The organism is Nocardiopsis sp. iso_25 (assembly GCF_056173305.1).
Genome location: NZ_CM149667.1, coordinates 606,603 through 630,607 on the forward strand (window position 1 = coordinate 606,603; position 24,005 = coordinate 630,607).

A 24,005-nucleotide genomic window follows, 5' to 3' on the forward strand; every position below is an offset into this window, starting at 1 on the left:
GGGGGTCCTCGGGGCCGGGGGACCGGGGGGAGGGGATCGGGGGATCGGGGGAGGGAATCGGGCGCGGCACCGCCGCGGCCGGAGCGGAGCCCGCTACACGGGCCTGTAGGGGCCGTACTGCTGGGGCGGCTCGGGCTCTGGGATCACGCCCGCGTTCTCCTGCGCCTCGGCGGCCATGTCCAGGTTGCCGTTGAAGTAGTGCGTGGTGGCCTCGCTGGCCCCGGTCACGGCGCTCACCGTCAGCCCGGCCATGTCGCCCATGAGACCGAAGTTGTGCTCGGCGAACTCGCCCAGCGCGACGCTGACGGGCGCGCTGTCCGCCTCCTCGCTGACGGCCGTGATCAGGCCCTCGGCGGAGGTCATGGCGCCGACGAGGCCGTCGCCGCCGCCCTCCTCACCGATGTATCCGGCGACGCTGGTCAGCACGGCGCCCACCTCGGCGGGCTGGATGTTCCACCCGGTCATGCGGACATTCTCCTCTCAGGGGCTCTCGGAGCTGTCGGGGGCTTTCAGGAGTCGCCGGGGCGCGAGAAGGCACCCGCGCGGAAGTTGGCGGGCGGTGCGGCGTCCGCGGGCGCGGACCCCTCCCGGCGCTGGACGGTCTGGATCTGCTCGTTGAGCATGCCCAGGGAGGCGTGCAGGGTGGCGAGGTCGTCCCGGAGTCGGGAGCGCATCCGCGCGGACGCCATGACGAGTCTGGGGTGGACGCCGCGTGCGGCGTCCCCACCGGCGTCCCCACCGGTGTCCTCGTCGAGGACGGCCTGCTCGTCGCTCGGCTCCACCAGGTCGAACTTCATGTACTCCCCCTCTCGGCCGGGCCGTGTCCGTTCCTTGTGACGTCCTCAGGCCCTCGGTGGTTCGGGAAACCTCGTGCACACCTTATTCTCGCGCGCGGACAGTCGGTCTGCCCAGGGGTTGTCCGCTTCACGGCGGCGATTCCGCTTCGTACGGGCCCGCGGGGTCGGGGCGCTCGGGCCGCCCCCTTAGTCTTGTGCCCATGACCCGCGCCAAACTCGACAAGAAGCCCCAGGACGTCGCGGCGATGTTCGACGGCATCGCCGACAGGTACGACCTCGTCAACGACGTCATCTCGCTGGGCCAGGACCGCATCTGGCGCAAGGCCGCGGTCAACGCGGTCGACGCCTACAGCGGCGAACTCGTCCTGGACCTGGCGGCGGGCACGGGCACCTCCTCGGAGTCCTTCGTCAGGAAGGGCGCCCGCGTGGTGGCCTGCGACTTCTCCCTCGGCATGCTCCGCGCGGGAGTGCGGCGGCGCGGGGGAGCCTCCCGGGGCGGCGTGACCTTCGTGGCGGGCGACGCCCTGCACCTGCCCTTCGCCGACGAGACCTTCGACGCGGTCACGATCTCCTTCGGCCTGCGCAACGTCAACGACGTGGACCAGGCGCTGCGCGAGCTGCGGCGCGTCACCAAGGTCGGCGGACGGATGGTCATCTGCGAGTTCAGCCACATCCCGGTGGAGTTCGTGGACCGGCTCTACTCCACCTACCTCATGGGCGCCCTGCCCAAGATCGCGGGCGCGGTGTCCGGCAGCGGCGACTCCTACGACTACCTGTCCGAGTCGATCATGGCCTGGCCCAAGCAGCCCGAGCTGGCCCGCCGCCTCCAGGACGCGGGCTGGTCGCGGGTGGCCTGGCGCAACCTGTCGACGGGGATCGTCGCGCTGCACCGCGGCTTCCGCGACAAGTAGGACCACCGGAACGGGGGCGCCGCGGCGGGCGTCCCCGATGCCGTCGCCGGACCCCCGCCGATCCGCCGCCCGGCCGGGCCACCGGCCCCGCTGCGATCCGACACCGCCGCGGGCCGACGCCGCGGACGCGGTCGGCCCCACCGCGAGCCCGCCCCGCGGGCCCCGGACGGCCCAAGCACACCGGGCATAAAAATCTCGTAATCCCGAGGAGCACCCCGCTCCTCGGGATTTTCGTGTTGCCCCTGTGGCGCCTGAGGCGGTGGTCACCATTCTGAACTGGGGCTCTCGCGGAGCGTGACGGCGTTCGGGGCCTGTGAAGGCTTCTGAGGCCTATATCCCCTTTGATAGCAGGCCGTCTGAATACCCCCCTGGGACTCGCCTCCGACTCCGGGAGGGTCTAGACTGCCGAAAAGGCCTTGTGAAGTGCTTCACAAGTCTAGGAGGTATAGGACACATGCCTCTATGTCGGACATAACGGACTCCCCACAGCATCCATACAACTCCCCCCGTGAGCGGGTCCATCCCGCAGGCAGACCCGCCACGGTGCATCCGCGCGAGCAGTCGAGGACCCACCCGTGAGCGAGACAGCCACCTCCTCTCCCCGAGGCCGGGAGCGGACCGAGTACGACGCCGACGTGATCGTGGTCGGCGCAGGTCCCTCCGGCTCCACCACCGCCTACTACCTTGCCCAGGCAGGACTGGACGTCCTGCTCCTGGAGAAGACCTCCTTCCCGAGGGAGAAGGTCTGCGGAGACGGACTCACCCCCCGCGCGGTGAAGCAGCTCACCGCCATGGGGGTCACCTTCGACGACCCGGGGTGGATGAAGAACCACGGCCTGCGCATCATCGGCGCGGGCGTCCGCCTGGAGCTGCCCTGGCCCGACCTGGCCGCCTACCCGGGTTTCGGCCTCGTGCGCACGCGTTACGACTTCGACCAGATCGTGGTCAACCGCGCGGTGGCCGCCGGGGCCAAGCTCCTGGAGCGCACCACCGTCACCGGCCCCCTCATGGACGAGCGCAGCAACCGCATCGTCGGTGTCCGGGCCAAGAACGCCGACCGCGAGCCCGTCACCTTCCGGGCGCCGCTGGTCGTGGCCGCCGACGGCAACTCCTCCCGGCTGTCCGTGGCCATGGGCATCCGCAAGCGCGACGACCGCCCCATGGGCGTGGCCGTGCGCACCTACTTCGAGAGCCCCCGCCACGAGGACGACTACCTGGAGTCCTGGCTGGAGCTGTGGGACCGCAGCGGCGACAAGGACGTCCTCCTGCCCGGCTACGGCTGGGTCTTCGGCGTCGGCGACGGCACCAGCAACGTCGGCCTGGGCATCCTCAACTCCACCTCCTCCTTCCAGGACATGGACTACCGCAAGCTCCTGCGCCGCTGGACCGAGTCCATGCCCGAGGAGTGGGGCTTCACCGAGGACAACCAGAAGGGCGCCATCCGCGGCGCCGCGCTGCCCATGGGCTTCAACCGGGTGCCGCACTACTCCCGCGGCCTCATGCTCGTCGGCGACGCGGGCGGCATGGTCAACCCCTTCAACGGCGAGGGCATCGCCTACGCCATGGAGGCCGGGAACATCGCCGCCGACGTGATCGTGCAGGCGCACGGAAGACCCACCCAGCAGACCCGCGAGCGGGCCCTGCTGCGCTACCCGGACGTGCTCGCCGACACCTACGGCGGCTACTACACGCTCGGCCGCTACTTCGTGAAGGTCATCGGCCAGCCCGAGTTCATGAAGTACGCGACCAGGTACGGCCTGCGCCAGCGCACCCTCATGAAGTTCGTGCTGAAGATGCTGGCCAACCTCACCGAGCCCACGCAGGGAGACGCCATGGACAGGGTCATCAACGGCCTGTCCCGCATCGCCCCCGCGGCCTGACGGGCGGGTCCGGGCGTCCGCGCCCGGACCCGCCCGGACGGGGCGCCGCCCCGGGAGGACCGGAGCCGCGCCGGCGCCGCCGGCCGGGCGCCGGGGCCGCCGGGGCACGGGGCGCCGCCCCGGCCGCGACACACAACCCACCGGGCGGTCGAGCCCGGCTCCACAACAGGACACACGGGACGACCGGAGATGAGCCCGCACAAGTGAAAGCAATCACAAGCGCTCCCGGCACGCCGCGCGGGCGTGCCCAGCAGCCAGGAGGAGGGTGAGCGTGGAGCTGTACACACCGATCTTCGTGCTCGGCGGGATCGGCGCCGCGTTCGTCGTGGTGTCGATGGTCGCCGGTGCGGTCCTGGGGCCCAAGCGCTACAACCGCGCCAAGATGCAGGCCTACGAGTGCGGCATCGAGCCCACGCCGCAGCCCGCGGGCGGCGGCCGATTCACCGTCAAGTACTACATGACGGCCATGATGTTCATCGTCTTCGACATCGAGATCATCTTCCTCATCCCCTGGGCCGTGCACTTCGACGCCCTGGGCTGGTTCGGACTGGTCGCGATCGTCCTCTTCCTGGTGAACGTCTCCATCGCCTACGCCTACGAGTGGCGCCGGGGAGGCCTCGAATGGGACTGACCGCGCCGACCGCAGAGCACACCCAGCAGCCCAGCCCGGAGGAGGACGTCTGATGGGACTAGAGGAGAAACTGCCCAGCGGCATCATGCTCACGACCGTCGAGCAGGTCGTGGGCCTGGCCCGCAAGAGCTCCATGTGGCCCGCCACGTTCGGCCTGGCCTGCTGCGCCATCGAGATGATGTCCGTCGGCGGCCCGCACTACGACCTGGCGCGGTTCGGCATGGAGAAGTTCGGCGCCACCCCGCGCCAGGCCGACCTGATGATCGTCGCCGGTCGGGTGAGCCAGAAGATGGCCCCCGTCCTGCGCCAGATCTACGACCAGATGCCCGAGCCCAAGTGGGTCATCGCGATGGGCGTGTGCGCCTCCAGCGGCGGCATGTTCAACAACTACGCGATCGTCCAGGGCGTGGACCACGTCGTCCCCGTGGACATGTACCTGCCCGGCTGCCCGCCGCGGCCGGAGATGCTCCTGGACGCCGTGCTCAAGCTGCACGACAAGGTGCAGAACACCAAGCTCGGCGCCCACCGGGAGCAGGAGATCACCGAGAACGAGGAGCGGATGCTCCGCCGTTCGCTGCCGCTGGTGAGCAAGGACTGACATGAGCACCGAGAACGAACGCGAACGCGACGAGGAAGCGGCCAACCTCCCCGACAAGCTGGGCCGCGAGCGGTTGGCCGCTCCGGTCCGGCGCACCGGGATGTTCGGCGCCACGACCACCGGCGACACCTCCGGCTTCGGCCGCCTGCAGGTGCGGGGGAGCGCTCCCGCGCGCAGCCAGCGCCCCTTCACCGACCCCGAGGACCCGCGCACCGCCGACTTCGACCGGGTGGCCGACGACCTGGAGGCCGCCCTGGGAGATGACGCCGGAGCGGTCGAGCGGGTCGAGGCGGCCCGCGGCGAACTGACCTTCCACGTCCGCCGCGAGGCCCTGCCGAGGCTGGCCCGCCTGCTGCGCGACGAACCCGCCCTGCGCTACGAGCTGTGCACGGGCGTGGCGGGCGTGCACTTCCCCGACGACACCGGCCGGGAGTTGCACGCGGTCTACCACTTCCGGTCGATCACCCACAACAGCGAGGTCCGCGTCGCCACCACCTGTCCCGACGCCGACCCGCACGTGCCCTCGATCGTGTCGGTCTACCCGACCAACGACTGGCACGAGCGCGAGGCCTGGGACTTCTTCGGGATCGTCTTCGACGGCCACCCGGCGCTGACCCGCATCCAGATGCCCGACGACTGGCACGGCCACCCCCAGCGCAAGGACTACCCGCTGGGCGGCATCCCGGTCGAGTACCGGGGAGCCACCGTGCCCCCGCCGGACGAGCGGAGGTCCTACAAGTGAGCCCCGCCAACCCCACGCACTCCGTCACAGAGGGAGGCCCGGCATGACCGTCACCGAGGACTACATCGACGCCTCCGGCGGGGACTGGGACGACGTCATCGAGAAGGCGCAGGCCACCAGCGCCGAACGCCTCGTCGTCAACATGGGACCCCAGCACCCCTCCACGCACGGCGTCCTCCGGCTCATCCTCACCCTCGACGGCGAGACCTGCACCGAGGCGCGCGTCGGTATCGGCTACCTGCACACCGGTATCGAGAAGAACATGGAGTACCGGACGTGGACGCAGGGCACCACGTTCGTGACCCGCATGGACTACCTGACGCCGCTGTTCAACGAGGCCGCGTACTGCCTGGCGGTCGAGAAGCTGCTCGGCATCCAGGACCGCGTCCCCGAGCGGGCCAGCGTCATCCGCGTGATGATGATGGAGCTCAACCGGATGGCCTCGCACTTCGTGGCGATGGCGACCTTCGGCATGGAGCTGGGCGCGACCACGGTCATGACCAACGGCTTCCGTGAGCGCGAGATGATCCTGGACATCTTCGAGCTGGTCACCGGCCTGAGGATGAACCACGCCTACATCCGCCCCGGCGGCGTCGCCCAGGACCTGCCGCCCGGCGCGGCCGGCAAGGTCCGCGAGCTGCTCAAGGAGATGCCCAAGCGCATCGCCATCATGCGCAAGCTCCTGGACGAGAACCCCGTCTACCTTGCCCGCACCCAGGACGTGGCCCACCTCAACCTGCCCGGCTGCATGGCGCTCGGCGTCACCGGCCCGCTGCTGCGGGCCTCCGGCCTGGCCTGGGACCTGCGCAAGGCCAAGCCCTACTGCGGCTACGAGGACTACGAGTTCGACATCCCCGTCTCCGACGGCGGCGACGTCTACGCCCGCTACCGGGTGCGCATGGCCGAGATGGAGGAGAGCCTGAAGATCATCGAGCAGTGCCTGGACAAGCTCCAGCCCGGCCCGGTGATGATCCAGGACGCCAAGATCGGCTGGCCCGCCAAGCTGGCGCTGGGGCCCGACGGCCTGGGCAACTCGCCCGACCACATCGCGCACATCATGAGCGGCTCCATGGAGGCGCTCATCCACCACTTCAAGCTGGTCACCGAGGGCTTCCGGGTCCCCGCGGGCCAGGCCTACGCGGCCGTCGAGAGCGCCAAGGGCGAACTCGGATGCTACGCGGTCAGCGACGGGAGCACCCGCCCCCACCGCGTGCACTTCCGCGACCCCTCGTTCACCCACCTCCAGGCAGTCGCGGCCATGTGCGAGGGGGGAACGGTGGCGGACGTCATCGCGGCCGTGGCCAGTATCGACCCCGTGATGGGAGGCGTGGACCGGTGAGCGAGCACGAGACCACCGAGACCGCGGCGACGGCCGAGCCCCGCGAGGCCTTCGCCGCCGAGGTCACCGCCCGGCTGGAGCCCGAGGCCAAGGAGATCATCGGCCGCTACCCGCGGCCGCGCTCGGCGCTGCTGCCGCTGCTGCACCTGGTGCAGGCCGAGGAGGGGCACGTCAGCAAGGCCGGGATGCGCTTCTGCGCCGACCAGCTCGGCATCACCCTCGCCGAGGTCAACGCGGTCGCCACGTTCTACACCATGTACCGCCGCCGCCCCGGCGGCGACTACCAGGTGGGCGTGTGCACCAACACCCTGTGCGCGGTGATGGGCGGCGACGAGATCTTCCAGACCCTCAAGGACCACCTGGGGGTCGGCAACAACGAGACCACCGGGGACGGCAAGGTCACGCTGGAGCACGTCGAGTGCAACGCGGCCTGCGACTTCGCGCCGGTCGTGATGGTCAACTGGGAGTTCTTCGACAACCAGACGCCCGACACGGCCAAGCGGCTCGTGGACGACCTGCGCCTGGGCCGGGACGTCGCGCCCACGCGCGGCCCCGCCAGCCTGTGCACCTGGAAGCAGGCCTCCCGGGTGCTGGCCGGGTTCGAGGACGGCCGCGCGGGCGAGGGCGTCCAGGCCGCCGCCCCCTCCCTGGCCGGGCTGAGGCTGGCCAGGGAGCGCGGCTGGACCGCTCCGGACCCCGACAACCTTCCGCCCCGCGAACAGGGTGAGGAGGACGCCAAGTGACCACCCTGACCCCGATCCTGTCGCGCGACTGGGACCGCCCCGACTCCTTCACCCTGGAGGGCTACCGGGCCACCGGCGGCTACGGCGCGCTGCGCAAGGCGCTGGCCATGGAGCCCGACGCCATCGTGGACCTGGTCAAGAAGTCCGGCCTGCGCGGCCGCGGCGGCGCCGGGTTCCCCACCGGGATGAAGTGGGGCTTCCTGCCCGCGGACAACCCCAACCCGCGCTACCTCGTCGTCAACGCCGACGAGTCCGAGCCGGGTACCTGCAAGGACATCCCGCTCATGCTCGCCAACCCGCACGTGCTGGTGGAGGGGGTGGCGATCGCCGCGTACGCGATCAGGTCCAGCCAGGCCTTCATCTACGTGCGCGGCGAGGTCCTGCACGTCATCCGGCGCCTGCGCCGGGCCGTCGCCGAGGCCTACGAGGCCGGACTGCTCGGCAGGGACGTCCTGGGCACCGGCTTCGACCTCGACGTCGTCGTCCACGCCGGGGCGGGCGCCTACATCTGCGGCGAGGAGACCGCGCTGCTGGACTCCCTGGAGGGCTACCGGGGCCAGCCCCGGCTCAAGCCGCCCTTCCCCGCGGTCGCCGGGCTCTACGCCTCGCCGACCGTGGTCAACAACGTCGAGTCCATCGCCAGCGTGCCGAGCATCGTGGCCAACGGCGCCGACTGGTTCACGTCCATGGGCACCGAGAAGTCCGCCGGGTTCGGCTTCTTCTCCCTGTCCGGGCACGTGGCCAACCCCGGCCAGTACGAGGCCCCGCTGGGCGTGACCCTGCGCGAGCTGCTCGACATGTCGGGCGGGATGCGGCCCGGGCACCGGCTCAAGTTCTGGACGCCCGGCGGCTCCTCCACGCCGATCTTCACCGAGGAGCACCTGGACACCCCGCTCGACTTCGAGTCGGTGGGCGCCGCCGGGTCCATGCTCGGCACCCGCGCCCTCCAGATCTTCGACGAGACGACCTGCGTGGTGAAGGCCGTCGGCCGCTGGATCGCCTTCTACGCGCACGAGTCCTGCGGCAAGTGCACGCCCTGCCGCGAGGGCAACTTCTGGATGGTCCAGGTCCTGGACCGGCTGGAGAACGGGCAGGGCACCGAGGCCGACCTCGACAAGCTCCTGGACATCTGCGACAACCTGCTCGGCCGCTCCTTCTGCGCCCTCGGCGACGGCGCGACCAGCCCGGTGACCTCCTCGATCAAGCACTTCCGCCAGGAGTACATCGACCACGTGGAACAGGGCGGCTGCCCCTTCGACCACTCCCGGGCCACCCTCTGGGGCGACCGGCCGACCACGACGGGAGGACAGCAGTGACCGTCACCTCCAACTCCTCCGGCGGAGCCGCGCCCGCACCGCCGCCCGAGGACCTCGTCACCGTCACCATCGACGGGTTCCAGGTCCAGGTGCCCAAGGGGACCCTGCTGATCCGGGCCGCCGAACTCCTCGGCATCCAGATCCCGAGGTTCTGCGACCACCCGCTGCTGGACCCGGTCGGGGCCTGCCGCCAGTGCCTGGTCGAGATCCCCGACATGGGCAACGGGCGCGGCATGCCCAAACCGCAGGCCTCCTGCACCATCACCGTCATGGAGGGGATGGTGGTCAACACCCACCTGACCTCCCCGGTGGCGGAGAAGGCCCAGCGCGGGATCATGGAGTTCCTGCTCATCAACCACCCGCTGGACTGCCCGGTCTGCGACAAGGGCGGCGAGTGCCCCCTCCAGAACCAGGCCATGTCCACCGGGCAGGGCGAGACCCGCTTCGTCGACGTCAAGCGGACCTTCCCCAAGCCGATCGCGCTGTCCACCGAGGTGCTGCTGGACAGGGAGCGCTGCGTGCAGTGCGCCCGCTGCACCCGCTTCGCCGCGCAGATCGCGGGCGACCCGCTCATCGAGCTGATGGAGCGCGGCGCCGACGAGCAGGTCGGCATCGCCGAGGGCGAGCCCTTCCAGTCCTACTTCTCCGGCAACACCGTGCAGATCTGCCCGGTCGGCGCGCTCACCGGCTCCGCCTACCGGTTCCGGTCGCGCCCCTTCGACCTGGTGTCCACGCCCAGCGTGTGCGAGCACTGCGCCGACGGGTGCGCCCAGCGCACCGACCACCGGCGCGGCAAGGTCATGCGCCGCCTGGCCGGGGACGACCCGCAGGTCAACGAGGAGTGGAACTGCGACAAGGGCCGGTGGGCGTTCAGCTACACCACCCAGTCCGACCGCCTGTCGCGCCCGCTGGTGCGCGACGGGGAGTCCCGGGCCCTGGAGTTCGCCTCCTGGTCCGAGGCCATCGGCGTCGCCGCCCAGGGCCTGGCCGCCGCGCGCGGCCGGGTCGGCGTGCTGACCGGGGGCCGCCTCACCTACGAGGACGCCTACGCCTACGCCAAGTTCGCCCGCGTGGCCCTGCGCACCAACGACGTGGACGCCCGCGCCCGCGCGCACTCGCCCGAGGAGGCCGACTTCCTGGCCGCCCACGTGGCCGGGACCCCGGTCGGGGTGGACTTCACCGCCCTGGAGAAGGCGCCCGCGGTCCTGCTGGCCGGGTTCGAGCCCGAGGACGAGTCGCCCCTGGTCTTCCTGCGGCTGCGCAAGGGCGTGCGCAAGCGCGGCCTCAAGGTCTACTCGGTCGGCTCCCACGCCAGCCTGGGCCTGACCAAGACCCACGGGACCCTGGTCCGGGCCGTCCCCGGCGACGAGGCCCGCGTCCTCAACGCCCTGGACGCCGACGACCCCGAGGTCGTCGCCGCCCTGAACCAGGAGGGCGCGGTCATCATGGCGGGCGAGCGCCTGGCCGCCGTGCCCGGCGCCCTGACCGCCGCCGCGGCCCTGGCCGAGCGGACCGGCGCCCGCCTGGTGTGGGTGCCGCGCCGCGCCGGGGAGCGCGGGGCCGTGGACGCCGGGGCGCTGCCGGGCCTGCTGCCCGGAGGCCGACCGGTCGCCGACCCCTCCGCCCGCGCCGAGGTCGCCCAGGTCTGGAACGTGGGCTCCCTGCCCGAGACCCCCGGCCGCGACACCGCCGCCATCCTCGCGGCGGCCGCCGCCGGTGAGCTGGACGCCCTGGTCGTCGCCGGGGTGGAGCTGGACGACCTGCCCGACCCCGACGCCGCCCGCGCGGCCCTGGCCCGGGTGCCGTTCGTCGTCAGCCTCGAACTGCGCGCCAGCGACGTCACCGACCGCGCCGACGTGGTGCTGCCGGTGGCCGCCGTCGCGGAGAAGTCCGGCACCTTCGTCAACTGGGAGGGTCGCCACCGGCCCTTCGGGGACGCGCTCAGGGTGCCCGGCGCGCTGTCGGACCTGCGGGTGCTCTCCGCGATCGCCGACCAGATGGACGTGCACCTGGGCCTGCCCGACGCCGCGTCCGCCTACGGCGAGCTGATGGAGCTGGGCCTGTGGACCGGTGAGCGCGCGGACGGACCCCGCGTGCGGCCCGTCGAGGCCGTGCGGCCCGAACCCGGACAGGCCCTGCTGTCCACCTGGCGGCAGCTCCTCGGCACCGGCCGCATGGAGGACGGCGAGCCCTACCTCGCCGGGACCGCCCGGCAGGCGCGCGCCTACCTGTCCCCGGCCACGGCCCAGGAGATCGGCGTCCCCGACGGCGGAACCCTGCACGTCACCGGCGCCCGCGGATCGGTGACCGTGCCGGTCATCGTCACCGACATCGCCGACCGCGTCGTCTGGCTCCCGGCCAACGCCGACGGTTGCGACGTGCCCCGCGACCTGGGCGGAGGCGCCGGGCAGACCGTCCTGCTGTCCGCGTCCACCACCACCGGAGCCGGTAGCAACGGGTCCGCCAGCACCCACGGGAGGCAGCAGTGACCCCCGCCGCTCTCGGCCAGGGCGTGACCGCCCACCTGGCCTCCGAGGAGACGCTGAGCGCCTTCGGCGGCGACCCCTGGTGGATCACCACCATCAAGGCGCTGGCGATCTTCGTCTTCCTCATGCTCTGCGTGCTGATGATGATCATGGCCGACCGCAAGGTCATGGGCCGGATGCAGCAGCGCCACGGACCCAACCGGATGGGCCCCTTCGGCCTGCTCCAGTCGCTCTTCGACGGCATCAAGCTCTCCCTGAAGGAGGACCTGATCCCGCGCGGGGTGGACCGGTTCGTCTACATCGCCGCGCCGATGATCGCGGCCGTGCCCGCCTTCATCGCCTTCTCGGTCATCCCGATCGGGCCCGAGGTGAACCTGTTCGGGGTCATCACCCCGCTCCAGCTCACCGACCTGCCCGTCGCGGCCCTGGTGGTCCTGGCCACCGCCGCGCTGGGGGTCTACGGGTTCGTGCTCGGCGGCTGGGCCTCCCAGTCGCCCTACGCCCTGCTCGGCGGCCTGCGCGCCTCCGCGCAGGTGATCAGCTACGAGATCGCGATGGGCCTGTCCTTCGTCGCGGTCTTCATCATGTCCGGGACCCTGACCACCTCGGGGATCGTCGAGTCCCAGCGCGGACTGTGGTTCGCCGTGCTGCTCCTGCCGTCCTTCCTCGTCTACCTGGTGACGATGGTCGGCGAGACCAACCGGCTGCCCTTCGACCTCGCCGAGGGCGAGGGCGAGATCGTCGGCGGCTTCATGACCGAGTACGGGTCCATGAAGTTCACGATGTTCTTCCTCGCGGAGTACGTGAACATGTGCACGGTCGCCGCCGTGTCCGTCACGCTCTTCCTCGGCGGCTGGCTCGCCCCGCCCGGGATCGCGGCGATCCTGCCGGGCGCCAACGAGGGCTGGTGGCCCGCCCTGTGGTGGCTGCTCAAGTTCGTCTGCGTGATGTTCCTGTTCATCTGGGCGCGCGGCAGCCTGCCCCGGGTGCGCTACGACCAGCTCATGAAGCTGGGCTGGAAGGTGCTCATCCCGATCCAGCTGGTCTGGATCACCGCCGTCGCCGTCGTGCGGATGCTCGTCCTGGACGGCGCATCCCCGCTGGTCGTCGGCGCGGTGATCGCCGGCTTCACCGCCGCGACCGTGGCCGCCTTCGCCGCCTGGCTGCGCCACGTGCGCCGCGAGCGCGCCGAGGAGGCCCGCCAGCGCGCGGAGAACGCCCGACGGGCGCACCGGGAGCCCGCCTTCGGCGGCTTCCCGGTTCCGCCGAGCGCCGCACCGCACTACGGCAGCAGCGTGCTCGCCGAACCGCCGCGGACGGCCCCGGCCGCCGCCGACCGCAACAAGAAGGGTGAGGAGGTTACCGGTGCTTGAGTGGCTCAACCCCGTCAAGGGTTTCGGTGTCACCTTCCACACGATGTTCAAGAAGGTGCCGACCGTCGAGTACCCGGAGGTCAAGCGCCCCACGGCGCCGCGCTTCCACGGACGGCACCAGCTGAACAGGTGGGCCGACGGCCTGGAGAAGTGCATCGGGTGCGAACTGTGCGCCTGGGCCTGTCCGGCCGACGCCATCTACGTGGAGGCCGGTGACAACACCGACGACGACAGGTACTCGCCCGGCGAGCGCTACGGCCGGGTCTACCAGATCAACTACCTGCGGTGCATCCTGTGCGGGCTGTGCGTGGAGGCCTGCCCCACGCGCGCCCTGACGATGACCAACGAGTACGAGCTGGCCGACGACAGCAGGCAGAGCCTGATCTGGACCAAGGAGCAGTTGCTGGCCCCGCTGCGCGAGGGCATGGAGCAGCCGCCCCACCCCATGCGCCTGGGCGAGACCGAGCAGGACTACTACGCCACCGGGCGCGGCCAACACGGCTCGCAGGACGGGCACGAGGCGCCCGAGACTCCGGAGGCGGTCCGTTGAACCCGCTCACCAATCCTGCCGTGCCGCTCGGCCAGCCGCTGTACCTGGCCGCGCCGATCGGCGGCGGCGAGGCGACCGCGTTCTGGATCCTGGGCGCCGTGGTCCTCCTCGGCGCCCTGGGCGTGGTCTTCTCCCGCAAGGCCGTGCACTCGGCGATGTCCATGGCGCTGACCATGGTCGGCCTGGCGATCTTCTACGGCATCAACGCGGCGCCCTTCCTCATGGTCGTGCAGATCGTCGTCTACACCGGCGCCGTCCTCATGCTGTTCCTGTTCGTGCTGATGCTCATCGGCGTCAGCTCGGCCGACTCCCTGGTGGAGACGATCAGCGGACAGCGCCTCATGACGGCCGTCGTCGCCCTGTGCTTCGTCGGCGCCCTGGCCACGGGCATCACCCGCATCGCCGTGGGCGACCCGGTCGGCCTCACCGAGGGCGCCGCGGCGGCCGGGGGCACCATCCCGTGGATCGCGGGCGAGCTGCTCCTGCGCTACGTGATCGCCTTCGAGGCCACCGGCGCGCTGCTCATCACCGCGGTCCTGGGCGCGATGGTCCTGGCGCACACCGCCCGCACCAAGAAGCGCCGCACCCAGCGGGAGATCGCCGAGGACCGCATCCGCGGCGACCACCCGACCCCGCTGCCGGGACCGGGCACCTACGCCCGGCACAACGCGATCGACATGCCCGCGCTGCTGCCGGACGGCACGGTCTCCCAGCTCTCGCTCAACCCCGTCCTGGCCGCCCGCGCCCCCGAGTACCAGTCTCAGGTGCCCGAGACCGTGCGCGCCGGCCAGGCCCCGCTGCCCGGCGGGGCCTCGGACTCGGCCGACTCCAAGACGGCCGAGCCGGTCGCCGACGACCGGGCCCGGCCCGCCGCGGAGAGGCCCGGGAACCGGGTGGGGAACGGAACGCGGGTCGCGGCCGAGGACGACGCCGACGAGGGCGGCGGCGCGGCCGCGGGCCCCGACGGCTCCGACGACGCGGACGGGCCGCGCAACGGCAACGGCAACGGGCAGGAGGTCGAGTCCTCGTGGACCCGATGAACTACATCGTCCTCGCGGCGCTGCTGTTCACCATCGGCGCCGTCGGCGTCCTGGTCCGGCGCAACGCGATCATCGTCTTCATGTGCGTGGAGCTGATGCTCAACGCCTGCAACCTGGCGTTCGTCGCGTTCGCCCGGATGCACGGGGACATCGAGGGGCAGGTCATCGCCTTCTTCGTGATGGTCGTCGCCGCCGCCGAGGTGGTCGTGGGCCTCGCGATCATCATGCAGATCTTCCGAACCCGCAGGTCGGCGTCGCTGGATGACGCCAACCTGCTCAAGCACTAGAAGGCGACGTGGCTGTGACATCTCACGCGTACCTCGCCGCCGAACCCGTGGTGGCGACCGCGGCCGACAGCGCGGTGCTGTCGGCCGCATGGCTGCTCATCGCCCTGCCCCTCGCGGGCGCGGCGGTCCTGCTGCTCGGCGGCAGGCGCACCGACAAGTGGGGGCACTGGCTGGCCACGGCCCTGCCGGTCGCCTCCTTCGCCTGGGCGCTGCTCGTCCTGTTCGACCTGCTCGGCAGGGCGGCCGACGCCCGCAGCGTCTCCGTCCCCGTCTACGAGTGGTTCTCCGTCGGAGAGTTCTCCGCCGGGGTGGACCTGCTCGTCGACCCCCTCTCGATCAGCTTCGTCCTGCTGATCACCTTCGTGGGGTCGCTCATCCACATCTACTCCATCGGCTACATGGCCGAGGACCCGGGCAGGCGGCGCTTCTTCGCCTACCTCAACCTGTTCGTGGCCGCCATGCTCGTGCTGGTGCTCGCGGACAACTTCGTGCTGCTCTTCCTCGGCTGGGAGGGCGTGGGACTGGCGTCCTACCTGCTCATCGGGTTCTGGCAGTACAAGCCCTCCGCCGCGGTGGCCGCCAAGAAGGCGTTCATCATCAACCGCGTCGGCGACATGGGCCTGCTCATCGCGATCATGATCATGTTCGCGGTGCTGGGCGCGGTCAGCTTCAGCGACGTGTTCGCCGCCGTGCCCGGCGCGAGCGACGGAGTGCTGCTCGCCGTCGGTCTGCTGCTGCTCCTGGGCGCCTGCGGCAAGTCCGCGCAGCTGCCGCTCCAGGCGTGGCTGCTCGACGCCATGGAGGGCCCGACCCCGGTGTCCGCGCTCATCCACGCGGCCACCATGGTCACCGCGGGCGTGTACCTCATCGTGCGCGCCGGACCCATCTTCGAGGGCGCCCCGGTCGCCCAGACCGTGGTCACCGTCGTGGGCGCCGCCACCATGCTGGCGGGCGGGATCATCGCCTCGGCCAAGGACGACATCAAGAAGTCCCTGGCAGGGTCCACGATGAGCCAGATCGGCATGATGGTCCTGGCCGCCGGGCTCGGCCCGGTCGGCTACGTGGCCGCCATCGCCCACCTGGTCACGCACGGCTTCTTCAAGGCCGGGCTGTTCCTGGGCGCCGGATCGGTCATGCACGCCATGAACGACGGCGTGGACATGCGCCGCTACGGCGGCCTGGCCCGGGTCATGCCGGTCACCTTCGCCACCTTCGGCCTCGGCTACCTGGCCATCATCGGCTTCCCGCTGCTGTCGGGCTGGTGGACCAAGGAGAGCATCATCTCCGCGGCCTTCGGCGTGGGCGGCACCCAGGGCATGGTGCTCGGGACCGCCGTCATCGTCGGCGCGGGGCTCACCGCCTTCTACATGTCGCGGATGGTCTTCATGACCTTCCTCGGCAAGAAGCGGTGGGACGAGGGCGTGCACCCGCACGAATCGCCGGTCAGCATGACCGCCCCCATGGTGGTGCTCGCCGTCGGGTCGGTCGCGCTGGGCGCCTTCCTCACGCTCGGAGACCGGTTCGCGGGCTTCCTGACCCCGGCCACCGGGGCCCACCCGCACCACTTCGACGTCGTGCACGCGTTCACCGCGCCCTACGGACTGGCCGCCCTCGGCGTCATGGTCCTGGGCGTGGCCGCCGCCTGGGCGGTCTACCTGCGCAAGCCCGTGGAGCGCACCGCGCCCAAGGGCAACCCCGTCACCGTCGCCGCCAGCCGCGAGCTGTACGGCAACGAGATCAACGAGGGCCTGCTCATGCGGCCCGGCCAGCAGCTCACCCGGGCCCTGCTCGTCATCGAGGACAAGGTCATCGACGGGGCGGTCAACGGGCTCGGCGCCGGGGTGCGCGACTCCTCCAGCGGGCTGGGCCGGGTCCAGACCGGGTTCGCCCGCACGTACGCGCTCACCATGCTCTTCGGCGCCGTCATCGTCGCCGCGACGCTGGCTGTGAGGTTCTGACATGATCCCCTGGCTCACCATCGCGATCGCGCTCCCCGCGGTCGGCGCGGTCCTGGTCTGGGCGCTGCCGCGCACCGCCAAGGCCGCCACGGAGCGGACGGCCGCGGCCTCGGCCGCCTCGTCCGCCACCGCCTCCTCCGGAGGCGCCACCGCCACGGCGACGGCCGTGCGGCCCGCCGCCGCGGCCAAGGGCGGAGCACCGGCCGAGACCGCCAAGCGGATCACGCTGGGCTTCTCGCTCGCCACCCTGCTCGTGCTCGGGGCCATGGCCCTGCAGTTCGACACCTCCCGGGCGGGAGCCCTCCAGTTCGAGGAGGTCTACCCCTGGATCCCGCGCTTCGGCGTCAGCTACGCCGTGGGCGTGGACGGCATCGCCCTGGCGCTGGTACTGATGTCGGCCGTGCTGGTGCCGCTGGTGGTCCTGGCCGCCTGGCGCGAGCACGACGACCGCGAGGACGGGGGGCGCGGGTACTTCGCGCTCATCCTGGTCCTGGAAGCGATGATGATCGGCGTCTTCGCCGCCACCGACGTCTTCCTGTTCTACGTGTTCTTCGAGGCCATGCTCATCCCGGTCTACTTCATGATCGGGCGCTACGGGCGCGGCGACGACCGGTCCAGGGCAGCGGTCAAGTTCCTGCTCTACAGCCTCGCCGGCGGCCTGGTCATGCTGGTCGCGGTGATCGGCGTGTACGTCGTCGGCGGCACCTTCCTGTGGAGCGACCTGGTCGGCGAGGGCAGCGCCCTGGCCGCCGTCGACCCGGCCACGGCCCGCTGGCTGTTCCTCGGCTTCTTCATCGCCTTCGCGATCAAGGCGCCGATGTGGCCCGTGCACACCTGGCTGCCCTCGGCGGCGGGCGCCTCGCGCCCGGGCACCGCCGTGCTGCTGGTGGGCGTGCTGGACAAGGTCGGCACCTACGGGATGCTGCGCTACTGCCTGGAGCTGTTCCCGGCGGCCGTGTCCTGGTTCGTGTGGCCGGTGGTGGCGCTGAGCCTGGTGAGCATCATCTACGGCGCGATCCTGGCCATCGGGCAGAACGACATGATGCGCCTGGTGGCCTACACGTCGGTCTCCCACTTCGGCTTCATCACCCTGGGCATCTTCGCCCTGACCGCGCAGGGACAGGCCGGGGCCGCCCTGTACATGGTCAACCACGGCTTCGCGACCGGGGCGCTGTTCCTGGTCGTGGGCTTCCTGATCGCCCGACGCGGCTCCGCGCTCATCAGCGACTACGGCGGCGTGCAGCGGATCGCGCCCAAGCTGGCCGGGGTGTTCCTGGTGACCGGCCTGGCCGGTCTGGCACTGCCCGGTCTGGCGCCGTTCGTCAGCGAGTTCCTGGTGTTCGTCGGCGTGTACGCGTTCAGCCCGGCACCCGCGATCGTCGCGGCGGTCGGCGTGGTCCTGGCCGCGCTCTACATCCTGTGGATGTACCAGCGCACCATGAACGGACCCACCCGGGAGGACCTGACCGGCCTGCGCGACCTGTCGGCGCGGGAGACGTGGGCGGTGGCCCCGCTGCTCGCGCTCATCCTCCTGCTCGGCCTGTACCCGCAGCCGGTGCTGGACGTGATCAACCCCGCGGTGGAGCGCACCGTGGAGGTCGGCGCGGGCCCTGACAGCGGGACCGGGGGCGCCGCGGGCGCCCAGGAAGAGGAAGGAGACGCGGAGTGATCCCCCACATGGACCTTCCCGTCATCACCGAGGCGGCGCCGCAGATGGACTGGTGGCTGCTCGCGCCGCTGCTCACGGTGTTCGCCGCCGGTGTGCTGGGCGTGCTGTTCGAGGCGTTCGTCCCCCAGGGGCGGCGCCGCGCCGTCCAGATCGGGCTCGCGGCGCTCGCGCTGCTGGCCGCGTTCGTCCTGCTGGTGCTCCAGGTGGGCTCGCTGCCCGATGACGCGCCGGGGGTGACGGTCGGCGCCGGGGCGCTGGCGGTGGACCGGACGGTGATCTTCTTCCAGGGCACCATCACCGTGCTCGCGCTGGTGAGCCTGCTGCTGATCTCCGAGCGCCGGGACGGGCGCGACGCGTTCGCCGCGCAGGCGGCGACGGTGCCCGGGAGCGAGGAGGAGCGCGCGCACATCCTGGCGGGCTCCCAGCACACCGAGGTGTACCCGCTGGTGATGTTCGCGGTGCTGGGGATGCTGATGTTCCCGGCCTCGAACGACTTCCTGACGATGTTCATCGCGCTGGAGGTCATGAGCCTTCCGCTGTACCTGCTGTGCGGGCTGGCCCGGCGCCGCCGACTGTTCTCGCAGGAGGCCGCGGTCAAGTACTTCCTGCTGGGCGCGTTCTCGTCGGCGTTCTTCCTGTTCGGCGCCGCCATGGTCTACGGCTACGCGGGCTCGGTGAACTTCGGCGAGATCCGCGTGGCCGTCGAGGCGGGCGGCGCGGACGTCTTCCAGGGCGGAGACGGCGAGCCGCTGCTGCTCATGGGCATCGGCCTGGTGGCGGTCGGCCTGCTGTTCAAGGTCGGCGCGGTGCCCTTCCACAACTGGAAGCCGGACGTGTACCAGGGCGCGCCGACCCCGATCACGGCGCTGATGGCCTCCTGCACGCTGGTCGCCGCGTTCGGCGCCCTGCTGCGGGTGTTCTTCGTGCCCTTCGGGGGCTCGGCCCAGAGCTGGGAGCCGATGCTGTGGGCGGTGGCCGTCCTGACGATGGTCGTGGCCGCGGTCATCGCGGTGACCCAGCGCGACGTCAAGCGGCTGCTGGCCTACTCGTCGGTCGTGCACGCCGGGTTCATCCTGACCGCGGTCGTGGCGGGCAGCACGGACGGGCTCGCGGGAGCCATGTTCTACCTGGCGGCCTACGGGTTCACCACGCTGGGCGCGTTCGCCGTGGTGACGCTGGTGCGGACCAAGGACGGCGGCCAGGAGCTGGGCGACCTGGACCGGTGGGCGGGGCTGGGCCGCCGCTCGCCCGCGCTGGCCGGGGCGCTGGCGCTGTTCCTGCTGGCGTTCGCCGGGATCCCGCTCACGAGCGGCTTCATCGGCAAGTTCGCGGTGTTCGAGGCCGCGGTGGCGGCCGGGGCCGTCCCGCTGGTCGTGGTGGGTGTGCTGAGCAGCGCGGTGACCGCGTTCTTCTACGTGCGGATCATCGTGGTGATGTTCTTCCGGGACCCGGAGGGCGAGGGCCCCACGGTGGTGCGCGCCGGAGCGGCCACGGGCGGGGTCATCGCGATCGGGGTGGCGGCGACGCTGCTGCTCGGCGTGTACCCGGGAGCGGTGCTCGACAACCTGCTGCCCCCGTCCGACGCCGACCAGGCCCCGACCTCGGTGATGGTCGAGCAGGCGTCGACGCAGGCCGGAAGCGCCGGAGGCACGGAGTGACCGGCGGCCGTGAACGCACGGTGACCGGCGGGTACGGGCTCCGGGTTCCGGTCGGACGCGAGCGCTGACCGCGGGTGACCGGCAGAGTGACCAATTACCAGGTCTGACCTGGGATTCGTCACCTGCCGGTTCCGTACCCGGGTGTGGCTTTGGCTGTTCATTCCGGGTCGGATACCGTGGCAAGTCGGATCATGTTCATGTGCTGAGCACGCGGTGGCCCCCTCACCCGGGGTCACCTCCGTGCCGTTCGACAGGTGGAGCTGTACGGTGAGCGGTGCTGTCCCGAGCGGGTTTCTCGCTCTGCCGAGAGTCGACGATGCCCTTGCCCGGGAGGTCCAGGACAACCTGGAGAAGGTCGAGGACCTGCTGCGGGAGTCGGTCGCGTCGAGCGACCCCCTGCTGACCGAGGCGGCGTCCCACCTGCTGGCCGCCGGGGGCAAGCGCTTCCGCGCGACCCTGGTCCTGCTGGCCGCCCACTTCGGCGACCCGACCGTGCCCGACCTCATCCCGGCCGCGGCCGTGGTGGAGCTCACCCACGTGGCCACCCTCTACCACGACGACGTCATGGACGAGGCGGAGCTGCGGCGCGGCGAGCCCAGCGCCAACCAGCGCTGGGGCAACAGCGTCGCGATCCTGACCGGCGACTACGTGTTCGCCCGCGCCTCGGAGATGCTCGCAGACCTGGGCACCGAGGCGGTCCGGCTCCAGGCGACCACGTTCGGGCGCCTGGTGCAGGGGCAGATCCTGGAGACCTCCGGCCCGCAGGAGGGCACCGACCCGCTGGACCACTACCTGCGGGTGATCAGCGACAAGACGGCGTCCCTCATCGCGTCGTCGGCGGAGTTCGGCGGCATGTTCGGCAAGGTCGACCCCGAGACGATCGGGACGGTCACGCGGGCGTGCGACGCGCTGGGGATGGCCTTCCAGCTCGCCGACGACCTGCTGGACGTGGCGAGCGAGAGCACGGACTCGGGCAAGACCCCGGGGACCGACCTGCGCGAGGGCGTGCTGACCCTGCCGATGTTCTACGCGCTGCGCTCCCGGGACGCGGCGGACGAGCGGCTCAAGTCGCTGCTGGGCCGCCCGCTGGACGACGAGGAGGCCGAGGAGGCGCTGGCGCTGCTGCGGGTGCACCCGGCGATGGCCGAGGCCGAGGCCACGCTGCGCGGCTGGTCCGACAAGGCGCGCGCGGAGCTGGCGACCCTGCCCGAGAGCCCGGCCAGGGGCGCCTTCGAGGCGCTGTGCGACTACGTGGTCGAGCGCTCGGGCTGACCTTCGGCGGGTGTCCGTGAGGACGCCCGCGGCGGCCGAGGGGACCGAAGACGGCGCCGTCCGGTGGGGCGGCGCCGTTTCGCTGTCCTCGGGGACGGTCACCGACCACCCGGCTTATCCGGCGTATCCGGCGGAACGCGCGGGCTGAGCGCGCCGACGACCTACCCGTGGAACCGGGCCGGACGCCCGTCCAGGACCCGGTCGAGCGCCGCCCGCCCCGCCGGGCCCCACGCCGGCTTGCCGCCGGGCAGGCCGCGGTCCCCGTTCTGGCCCATCAGCATCAGGAAGAGGCTCTTCAGCGCGGCCAGCCCGCGGGCGCGCCGGACCGTCGCCTCGTCGGCCTCCGCGTACGCGGCGAAGAAGCGTGCCGCCGCGCCCGTCGGCAGCAGCACCCAGGCGGCCGCCAGGTCCGCCGCCGGGTCTCCGGCGGACAGGTCGCCGAAGTCGACGACGCCCGCCAGCGTCCCGTCCGCGACCACGACGTTCGCGGGGTGCAGGTCGCCGTGCACCCACACCGGCGGGCCCTCCCACGCGGGGGCCGCGACGGCGTCGTCCCACACGGCCCGGACGCCGGCGGCGTCGGCGCCGATCGCGTCGGCGTCGAGGGCACCGAGGAACCGGTCGAAGCCCTCCGTGCAGCCCCCGGGGCGGGCACCGCGGTCCGTGTCGACCGGCGCGTCGGCGGGCGCCGGCACGTGCAGGGCCCGCAGGAACGCCGCCAGGGTGTCGGCCGCGTGCCCGCCGCGGGTGATCGACCCGCGGTCCAGCGGCAGGCCCGGCACCCACGTCATGACCGTCCACATCTTGGGGAACCGCTCGCAGGGGGTACCGCCGCGTACCGGCACGGGGACGGGCAGCGGCAGGAGCGGGGCGAGCAGCGGCAGCCAGCGGCGCTCCTTGAGCTGGTCGTCGGGGTCGGTGTCCATGCGCTGGATCCGCACGGCCAGTTCGTCCCCGAGGCGCCACATCTGGTTGCCCCAGCCGCCGTCCACCTCGCGCAGGGGCAGCCCGGCCAGGTCCGGGTGCTGGTCGCGCAGCAGGTCGCGGACGAGACCCGCGGTGATCTCGATCTCGGTCATGCGGAGCACCCTACGGGGTTCGGCCACGACGGCGCCGTCATGCCCCGGGCGGTGGCCGCGCCGCGACCCCTGCGCGAACCCGGAGGCGGACGGCCTCGGCCGTCGTGCCGGTGACGTGACGACGGCGCCGCCCGGTGGGGCGGCGCCGTCGCCGTGTCTCTCAGTCCCGCCGTGCGGGGAGGCCGTGCCGGTGTCGCGGTGGGATTCCGTTCAGGTGCCCGGCGGACCGCCCCGGGACCGGCGGACGCGGCGGGGGAGAGCCGTCGCGCCCGCCGGCTGTGCGGGGTCGCGCCCTAGCTGATGACGGGCAGGGCCTCGGAACCGGGCAGGTCCATGAAGGTCGGGTGCTGCGTCATGCCCGCGGGGGTCTCCTGCGGGACGGTGCCGCCCTCGACGGACAGCAGGTCGCTGGTGTCCACGTCGTTCAGCAGGTCGGTGCCGCGGCTCAGCGCGGCCACCAGGTCCTCGGCGGTCTCGGTGTTGATGCCCTCGGCGACCCCGGGCACCCGGGCGTCGGCGAGCTGCGGCACGACGGAGTCCACCGCGTCGTCGACCACGGGCACGCCGGTGCCGGACAGGCGGGGCACCTCGGACTCGGCCAGGGGGCCCTCCACGTTCAGGGGCCGGAGCTCGGCGGCCCTGAGGTCGCCGTTCTCGGCGCCGCTCGCGAGGGCGTCGGTCAGGTCTCCCAGGCCGGGCGACGCGGGCGCCGACTGGTGGACGGTGGTGAGGGGCTGGTCGAGGTTGCGCTGGCCGATCATGCCGAGCACCCTCTCCTCGCCGAGGCTGACGTCGCTGCCCTCGGTCAGGGGGGTGGCCCCCATGAGGTCCTGCACGCTGCCCGGCGTCTCCAGACCGAAGACGTAGGCGATGTCCCACATGTTCGGGACGGGGGGCGCGGCCGCGCTCTGGCGCACGGTGGGGGAGCCGCCCAGACCCAGGGCCTCCTCCAGGACGGGCGCCTCGGCGCCGTCCAGCGACAGGCTGTTGCCGCCGGTCACCGAGGACAGGTCGGAGGTGTCGGGCAGCTGGGCGGCGTCGCGGAGCCGGGAGGTGTCCGGCAGTTGGGCGACCTGGCCGACCCGGGGCAGGTCCACCTGCTCGCGCAGCCCGTAGACCGACTCCAGGGTGTGCGGCAGCACCGTGACCGCGGTCTCCTCCACGGCCTCGCCCGCACGGTGGCCGCCGTGCTCCAGGGCGCGCCCGGCGTCGTGGCCGATGGTGTCGTAGGGGTCGCCGTCCAGGCCGGTGGCGTCCTGGACCCCGGAGACGGTGTCGGCCAGCTCGGAGGTCGGGTTGGGCACCTCGCCCAGCGGGGTCCGGATGTCCTGGCCCTCGGGCAGCGGGGCGGCCAGGTCGGGAGCGGGCTTCTCGGGGTTGTGCGCCGTCTCCTGGAGCTCGCTCAGGGCGCTGTCGGCGATCGGCCCGACACCCTCGGGCGCCACGCTGTTCACGGTGGGGGCGACGCCCTCCACCAGGGCGCGCTCGACGAGCGGCGCGATCTCGTGGACGGGCGAGGAGAGGGACTCGGCGCCGGAGACCCCGGCGCCGAGGGCGACGAAGCCCGCCGTTCCGGCGGCGAGGAGGACGGCCCTGGCTGATATGCGCTTGACCTGCGTCATGGGTTTCCCTTCGGAGGTTGTGCTCTGGATCAGTGGATACGGGGACCGAACGCG

21 protein-coding genes are annotated in these 24,005 nt (G+C 72.0%); 17 read left to right on the plus strand and 4 right to left on the minus strand.

Annotated features, from left to right (window positions below):
- Positions 1–93 precede the first annotated feature (93 nt).
- Both AC0VX6_RS02790 and AC0VX6_RS02795 read right to left on the minus strand, forming a co-directional pair.
- Positions 94–465: a DUF6507 family protein gene (locus AC0VX6_RS02790; RefSeq protein WP_274976085.1), complete on the minus strand. Its 372-nt coding sequence runs from the start codon at positions 463–465 to the stop codon at positions 94–96.
- Between the two features lie 44 nt (positions 466–509).
- Positions 510–797: a hypothetical protein gene (locus tag AC0VX6_RS02795; RefSeq protein ID WP_274976086.1), complete on the minus strand. Its 288-nt coding sequence runs from the start codon at positions 795–797 to the stop codon at positions 510–512.
- A gap of 200 nt (positions 798–997) precedes the next feature.
- Between AC0VX6_RS02795 and AC0VX6_RS02800 the strand changes: the two genes are divergently transcribed.
- The 17 genes from AC0VX6_RS02800 to AC0VX6_RS02880 all read left to right on the plus strand — a co-directional run bounded on the left by AC0VX6_RS02800 (position 998) and on the right by AC0VX6_RS02880 (position 21,250).
- The gene (locus tag AC0VX6_RS02800) at positions 998–1,708 is read left to right on the plus strand and encodes a demethylmenaquinone methyltransferase (RefSeq protein ID WP_274976087.1); all 711 of its coding nucleotides are present in this window, start codon (positions 998–1,000) and stop codon (positions 1,706–1,708) included.
- A 575-nt stretch (positions 1,709–2,283) separates the two neighbouring features.
- Positions 2,284–3,588, plus strand: a complete 1,305-nt coding sequence (locus AC0VX6_RS02805; RefSeq protein ID WP_274976088.1) for a geranylgeranyl reductase family protein — start codon at positions 2,284–2,286, stop codon at positions 3,586–3,588.
- 271 nt (positions 3,589–3,859) lie between these two features.
- On the plus strand, positions 3,860–4,219 hold the full coding sequence (locus AC0VX6_RS02810) for an NADH-quinone oxidoreductase subunit A (RefSeq protein ID WP_026114451.1): 360 nt from the start codon (positions 3,860–3,862) through the stop codon (positions 4,217–4,219).
- Positions 4,220–4,271: 52 nt separating this feature from the next.
- The gene (locus AC0VX6_RS02815; protein ID WP_013156042.1) at positions 4,272–4,817 is read left to right on the plus strand and encodes a NuoB/complex I 20 kDa subunit family protein; all 546 of its coding nucleotides are present in this window, start codon (positions 4,272–4,274) and stop codon (positions 4,815–4,817) included.
- A gap of 1 nt (position 4,818) precedes the next feature.
- The gene (locus AC0VX6_RS02820; RefSeq protein WP_274976089.1) at positions 4,819–5,559 is read left to right on the plus strand and encodes an NADH-quinone oxidoreductase subunit C; all 741 of its coding nucleotides are present in this window, start codon (positions 4,819–4,821) and stop codon (positions 5,557–5,559) included.
- 43 nt (positions 5,560–5,602) lie between these two features.
- Positions 5,603–6,898, plus strand: coding sequence for an NADH-quinone oxidoreductase subunit D (locus tag AC0VX6_RS02825; RefSeq protein WP_274976090.1), 1,296 nt, complete (start codon positions 5,603–5,605; stop codon positions 6,896–6,898).
- Positions 6,895–7,641, plus strand: coding sequence for an NADH-quinone oxidoreductase subunit NuoE (gene nuoE / locus AC0VX6_RS02830; RefSeq protein ID WP_475467333.1), 747 nt, complete (start codon positions 6,895–6,897; stop codon positions 7,639–7,641). The genes AC0VX6_RS02825 and nuoE overlap by 4 nt, the downstream gene beginning before the upstream one ends.
- Complete coding sequence (gene nuoF / locus AC0VX6_RS02835; protein WP_274976092.1) at positions 7,638–8,957, plus strand: NADH-quinone oxidoreductase subunit NuoF; 1,320 nt, start codon at positions 7,638–7,640, stop codon at positions 8,955–8,957. Before nuoE ends, nuoF begins: the two co-directional genes overlap by 4 nt.
- Complete coding sequence (locus tag AC0VX6_RS02840; RefSeq protein WP_274976093.1) at positions 8,954–11,446, plus strand: NADH-quinone oxidoreductase subunit G; 2,493 nt, start codon at positions 8,954–8,956, stop codon at positions 11,444–11,446. The genes nuoF and AC0VX6_RS02840 overlap by 4 nt, the downstream gene beginning before the upstream one ends.
- Positions 11,443–12,816 (plus strand): NADH-quinone oxidoreductase subunit NuoH, encoded by a 1,374-nt coding sequence (gene nuoH / locus AC0VX6_RS02845; RefSeq protein WP_475467334.1) that lies wholly within the window; start codon positions 11,443–11,445, stop codon positions 12,814–12,816. Before AC0VX6_RS02840 ends, nuoH begins: the two co-directional genes overlap by 4 nt.
- Complete coding sequence (gene nuoI / locus AC0VX6_RS02850) at positions 12,809–13,366, plus strand: NADH-quinone oxidoreductase subunit NuoI (RefSeq protein ID WP_013156049.1); 558 nt, start codon at positions 12,809–12,811, stop codon at positions 13,364–13,366. The genes nuoH and nuoI overlap by 8 nt, the downstream gene beginning before the upstream one ends.
- Positions 13,363–14,406, plus strand: coding sequence for an NADH-quinone oxidoreductase subunit J (locus tag AC0VX6_RS02855; RefSeq protein WP_274976094.1), 1,044 nt, complete (start codon positions 13,363–13,365; stop codon positions 14,404–14,406). Before nuoI ends, AC0VX6_RS02855 begins: the two co-directional genes overlap by 4 nt.
- Positions 14,394–14,693, plus strand: a complete 300-nt coding sequence (nuoK, locus tag AC0VX6_RS02860; protein WP_013156051.1) for an NADH-quinone oxidoreductase subunit NuoK — start codon at positions 14,394–14,396, stop codon at positions 14,691–14,693. The genes AC0VX6_RS02855 and nuoK overlap by 13 nt, the downstream gene beginning before the upstream one ends.
- Before the next feature lie 14 nt (positions 14,694–14,707).
- Positions 14,708–16,651 (plus strand): NADH-quinone oxidoreductase subunit L, encoded by a 1,944-nt coding sequence (gene nuoL / locus AC0VX6_RS02865; protein WP_475467335.1) that lies wholly within the window; start codon positions 14,708–14,710, stop codon positions 16,649–16,651.
- Position 16,652: 1 nt separating this feature from the next.
- Entirely contained in the window at positions 16,653–18,320 is a 1,668-nt protein-coding gene (locus AC0VX6_RS02870) for an NADH-quinone oxidoreductase subunit M (protein WP_274976095.1), read from the plus strand.
- The gene (gene nuoN, locus AC0VX6_RS02875; RefSeq protein ID WP_475467336.1) at positions 18,317–19,978 is read left to right on the plus strand and encodes an NADH-quinone oxidoreductase subunit NuoN; all 1,662 of its coding nucleotides are present in this window, start codon (positions 18,317–18,319) and stop codon (positions 19,976–19,978) included. The genes AC0VX6_RS02870 and nuoN overlap by 4 nt, the downstream gene beginning before the upstream one ends.
- A gap of 267 nt (positions 19,979–20,245) precedes the next feature.
- A complete protein-coding gene (locus tag AC0VX6_RS02880; RefSeq protein WP_274976097.1) occupies positions 20,246–21,250 on the plus strand; it encodes a polyprenyl synthetase family protein in 1,005 nt (334 codons plus the stop codon).
- Positions 21,251–21,411: 161 nt separating this feature from the next.
- Here the strand turns inward: AC0VX6_RS02880 and AC0VX6_RS02885 are convergent, their stop codons facing one another.
- Together AC0VX6_RS02885 and AC0VX6_RS02890 are read right to left on the minus strand one after the other, a co-directional pair.
- Entirely contained in the window at positions 21,412–22,329 is a 918-nt protein-coding gene (locus AC0VX6_RS02885) for a phosphotransferase (protein ID WP_274976098.1), read from the minus strand.
- Between the two features lie 293 nt (positions 22,330–22,622).
- A complete protein-coding gene (locus AC0VX6_RS02890) occupies positions 22,623–23,951 on the minus strand; it encodes a hypothetical protein (protein ID WP_475467337.1) in 1,329 nt (442 codons plus the stop codon).
- Positions 23,952–24,005: the final 54 nt, after the last annotated feature.

What these genes read in the sequence shown, in the direction of transcription:
- AC0VX6_RS02790 (WP_274976085.1), bottom strand. Translation starts at nt 465, where the DNA reads ATGACCGGGTGGAACATCCAGCCCGCCGAGGTGGGCGCCGTGCTGACC.
- AC0VX6_RS02795 (WP_274976086.1), bottom strand. Translation starts at nt 797, where the DNA reads ATGAAGTTCGACCTGGTGGAGCCGAGCGACGAGCAGGCCGTCCTCGAC.
- AC0VX6_RS02800 (WP_274976087.1), top strand. Translation starts at nt 998, where the DNA reads ATGACCCGCGCCAAACTCGACAAGAAGCCCCAGGACGTCGCGGCGATG.
- AC0VX6_RS02815 (WP_013156042.1), top strand. Translation starts at nt 4,272, where the DNA reads ATGGGACTAGAGGAGAAACTGCCCAGCGGCATCATGCTCACGACCGTC.
- AC0VX6_RS02820 (WP_274976089.1), top strand. Translation starts at nt 4,819, where the DNA reads ATGAGCACCGAGAACGAACGCGAACGCGACGAGGAAGCGGCCAACCTC.
- AC0VX6_RS02825 (WP_274976090.1), top strand. Translation starts at nt 5,603, where the DNA reads ATGACCGTCACCGAGGACTACATCGACGCCTCCGGCGGGGACTGGGAC.
- AC0VX6_RS02870 (WP_274976095.1), top strand. Translation starts at nt 16,653, where the DNA reads ATGATCCCCTGGCTCACCATCGCGATCGCGCTCCCCGCGGTCGGCGCG.
- AC0VX6_RS02885 (WP_274976098.1), bottom strand. Translation starts at nt 22,329, where the DNA reads ATGACCGAGATCGAGATCACCGCGGGTCTCGTCCGCGACCTGCTGCGC.
- AC0VX6_RS02890 (WP_475467337.1), bottom strand. Translation starts at nt 23,951, where the DNA reads ATGACGCAGGTCAAGCGCATATCAGCCAGGGCCGTCCTCCTCGCCGCC.